Consider the following 3,889-nt stretch of genomic DNA (forward strand, 5'->3'; position numbering starts at 1 on the left):
GCACCGTCGGGTGCGGCACCCCTCTCGCGTCTGTCGTCCGGACCCGGACGTCGCGCGCCTACGGCTCACGGCCGCGCACGCCCGACGGCGTCACGTACCGCTCGTCGTCGCCTCGCCCGTGGTGTCGGTCGAGCCGGTGGCACCGGGTCGGCGGCCTCCGCCACCCATGCCTCCCGTGCCGCCGCCCGCGAACTCGCCCGCGGTGGCCGTCGCGACCTGCGTGGCCCCGTCGGTGCTGCCGTCCGACGAGAGGCCCGTCGTGTCGGCCGAGCCGAGCGTGCCGCCGGCCTGGAAGACGTACGTCGCGCCCGTCGTGATCTCGGGCGACGAGTAGACGATGTTCTCCGTGTCCTTGGTGACCTCGTAGGACACGAGGGTCGTGCCGTCGTCGGACAGGACGTGGACCACGGTTCCGGCGGTGGCGGTCTGGTCGAGGTTCGCCGCGACCCAGCCCTGCGACGAGTCGGTGTCCGGGGCGACCGCCATGCCCGAGCTGCCCGCTGCGAGCAGCGTGCCGCCAGAGATCGTGAACGCCCCGGCGGTGTCGAGCGCGCCGTTGCCGGAGTTCGTCGGGCCCTGGACCACGGTCGTGCCGCCCGTGATCTCGATCGTCCCGTTGCTGTCCAGGCCGTCTCCGCCCGCGTCGACCACGAGGGTCCCGCCCGTGATCTTGAGCCAGTAGTCGCCGGTGTCGGCGCTCTCGCCACCGGGGCCACCGCCCTGGCCGCCTGCCTGCCCGCCGGGGGCGGCGCCGTCGGGCATCGCGGGCCGCTCGCCTGCCGTGCCGTCGCCCGGCGCGGCTCCGTCGGGCATGGCCGGCATCTCGCCGTCGGCCGGGGGTGTGAAGTCGTCGGGCATCTCGCCGTCGCCCGCGGGGGCATCCTGCTGCGCGGCGCCGTCCTGCGTGGTGCCCGCGGTGTCCGACGTGGTGCTCGTCCCGCCCGCGGCGTTCACGCCGTCGTCCGAGGACGTGACCTTGACGTCGCCGCCCGCGAGCGTGATGGTCGCCCCTTCGAGGCCCTCGACCGACTCGGTGACCGTGAGGGTGCCGTCCGAGACCGTGAGGTCGCCGTCGGCGTGGACACCGTCGTCTCCCGAGGCGAGCGTGATCTCGCCGTCCGAGACCGACACCGCACCGTTCGAGTGCAGGCCGTCGTCGGCGGCGTCGACGCTCACGTCGGCACTGCCGCCGACCACGACCCCGACGTCGCCCTTGATGCCCTTCGCCGAGGCGTCCTCGGCGACCTCGGCGCCCACGCCCCCGGCGGCGGCGATGGAGACGGTCGCGTCGGCGACGATCGCGTCGGTCTCGGCCTGGATGCCGTCGTCGCCCGACGTGATGTCGACGGTCCCGCCGAGGACCGCGACGTAGCCCATGGTCTCGTCGTCGGCGTTGGTCGACTTGAGGCCGTCGGCGACCGCCGTGACCGTGATCGACGCGTCGTCCGTCACGACCAGGTAGTCCTTGCCGCGGATGCCGTCGTCGCCCGCGTCGACCGTGAGGGTCCCGCCGGCGACCACCAGACCGTCCTTGCTCACGATCCCGTCGGTCGAGGCGCTGACCACGTCGAGCGAGCCCGTGCCCCCGATCGTCAGGTCGGCCGAGGAGAACAGGGCACCGTCGGGCTCGTCGGTGCTGCCGTCACCGTCCGCGTCGACAGCCGCCCCCGTGGCCTCGAGGTGGTTCGTCGAGCCGTCGGCCAGGACGACGACGGCGCTCGCCGCGTCGTCCACGACCAGTGCCGAGGTCGTCGAGCTCGTGACGCTCGCACCGTCGAGCACGAGGCGCACCACGCCGTCGCCCGACGAGGCCACGACGACCTGCCCGTCGGTCACCTCGCCCGTGACGCGGTACGTGCCGGCCTGGGTGATCGTGACGGTCGAGCCGTCCACGGTCACGCCGTCGCCGTCGGCCTGGGCCGAGTCGCCCTCGAGGGAGATCGCCACCTCCTCGGACTCGTCCCAGGTGAGGTCCTCGTCGTCGGCTCCCGAGGCGTGCGGCTCGGCGTTCGCGGCCATGGCCTCCTCGGGGGTCAGGCCTGCGACGGCGGTCGACGCGGTGGTGGCGGACGCGGCGTCGCTCGTGGTGGCGCTCGTGCTCTCGCCGGCGTCGGCCGTGCAGCCGACGAGCGCGGTGGCGGTGAGAGTGGCGGTCAGGACCGCGGTGGTGACGGTGGTCGGTCTGCGGAGTCGCATCAGGTGCTCCTGTCGTGGGAGGTGGTGAGGGAGGGCTCGACGTAGCGGCGGATGACGCGCCGCCACGGCGTACCCGGCAGGTCGGGGCGGAGGACCGCCAGACCCGTGCCGTACTTGGAGATGCGCTGCGGCCGGTGGCCGCTGCGCCAGAGCAGGTGGTCGAGGCACGACGGCGTCGACCCGGTCTTGGTCTCGACGACCACGAGGTCGGCGACCGCCGCGCTGCGACCCGCGGGCGTGCCCTCGTCGAGCAGCCACGTGAGGTCGGTGTCGAGCGTCGCGCGGGCGGCCGGTGCGCCCGGTGCGTTCCCGGGGAGGAACAGCGTGGTCCGTCGGTAGCGGGTCACGAGCCCGGCCGAGAGCGGCAGGTCCGCCGCCGCAGGGATCGCGGCGTCGTCGAGCGTCGCGGACACGAAGCGGCGGCCGTCGCCGAGCGCGCACCGGGCGTCGGGCTCGTGCTCGACGCGCTCCTTGACGGTCGACCCGCGGGCCGCGCGCGTCTTGACCTCGAGCCACGCCTCTCCCGAGTCCAGGTAGGTGCGGGTCCGGACCTTGAACCGGCGGCGGCGCCGGTGCGCCGCCAGGTGGTAGCTCGTGAGGTCGGGGGTGTCGAAGTACACCGACTCGTACGCGAAGTCGCGACGGCCGTCGATGTCGAGGACCCGCACGCCCGGCTCCCTCTCGACCAGGTCGGCGAGCACCGTGCGCGCCTCGGCCCGGTGCAGGACGTACTTGCGGTCGATCCGCGTCTGGAGCGAGGCCGACTCGACGAGCTCGTCGAGCGAGATGGGCGAGAACCCCGCGTGGGGTGCGGCGAGGGTGTCGGACGTGGCGCCGTCGGGCAGGTACGTGGTCATGCCGACACCTGCCCCGTGCCCGTGGCGCCCGGGAGCGCTGCGGCGACCGGCGCTCCGCCGCTGCTCGCGATGACGCCTCCGCCCGGCGCGACCTCGTAGCGGACGTCGACCAGGGTCGTGTCGTTGACCAGGTCGAGGCGCTGGACCGAGGCCGAGTGGACGTGCGCGCCCAGGAGCTGCTCGAGGTAGGCGACGAGGCCGGCCTCGTCGGGGAACGCGCGGTCGAGCATGATGACCTGGCTGCGGTGGCGGCGCAGGAGGCGCGGGTGGTCCGCGGCCGCCATGACCACCAGGATCAGGGCGCTGCCCGCGACGCCGAGCCAGCCAGCGCTCGCGCCGAGCCCGCCCAGGAGACCCAGGGCGAGGGCGGCGAAGTAGTAGGCGACCTCGTGCTGCGACAGCTCGGTCGAGCGCAGGCGGATGATCGACAGGACACCGAAGAGGCCGAGACCCAGGCCCGCGCCGACCGTGCTGCTCGCGAGCGTCGCGGCGACGGCCAGGACACCCACGTTGACGCCCAGGTAGGCGACGACCAGGTCGCGGCGCCGGTGACGCGGGAAGTAGAGGCCGAACGTCAGGACGAGCACGGCGACGAGGTCGACGAGGTACAGCACGAGCTGTGGGGGCTGGGTCACGGGTGACCTCCAGGTGACGGGGAAGTGAACTCCTCCAGTGAGCCGTCCGAACCTGTGAGGTCGCTATGACCCGGGGTAGCCGGGGATATGAGTTCGCAGACGCCCGATTCGGTCCTCACGCTCTGAGCGGGTATCCTTCTGCAGCCGGGAGTTCTCGGCTGGGTAGCGTGTCCGAGTGGCCTAAGGAGCACGCCTCGAAAG

The 3,889-nt window shown here is 73.5% G+C and carries 3 protein-coding genes; all 3 read right to left on the minus strand.

All coding sequences use genetic code 11. From position 1 onward, the window contains the following. Window positions 1-90 precede the first annotated feature (90 nt). From ACFWFR_RS18165 to ACFWFR_RS18175, 3 genes are read right to left on the minus strand one after another with little or no spacing between them, the layout of a single operon-like run. A complete protein-coding gene (locus ACFWFR_RS18165) occupies window positions 91-2,196 on the minus strand; it encodes a carbohydrate-binding domain-containing protein (protein WP_377623987.1) in 2,106 nt (701 codons plus the stop codon). Next, on the minus strand, window positions 2,196-3,053 hold the full coding sequence (locus tag ACFWFR_RS18170) for a polyphosphate polymerase domain-containing protein (protein ID WP_377623988.1): 858 nt from the start codon (window positions 3,051-3,053) through the stop codon (window positions 2,196-2,198). Before ACFWFR_RS18170 ends, ACFWFR_RS18165 begins: the two co-directional genes overlap by 1 nt. Beyond that, the gene (locus ACFWFR_RS18175) at window positions 3,050-3,688 is read right to left on the minus strand and encodes a DUF4956 domain-containing protein (RefSeq protein WP_377623989.1); all 639 of its coding nucleotides are present in this window, start codon (window positions 3,686-3,688) and stop codon (window positions 3,050-3,052) included. Before ACFWFR_RS18175 ends, ACFWFR_RS18170 begins: the two co-directional genes overlap by 4 nt. Between the last annotated feature and the right edge of the window lie 201 nt (window positions 3,689-3,889).

It is taken from the genome of Oerskovia sp. NPDC060287, assembly GCF_042726775.1.
Lineage (GTDB): Bacteria > Actinomycetota > Actinomycetes > Actinomycetales > Cellulomonadaceae > Oerskovia > Oerskovia merdavium.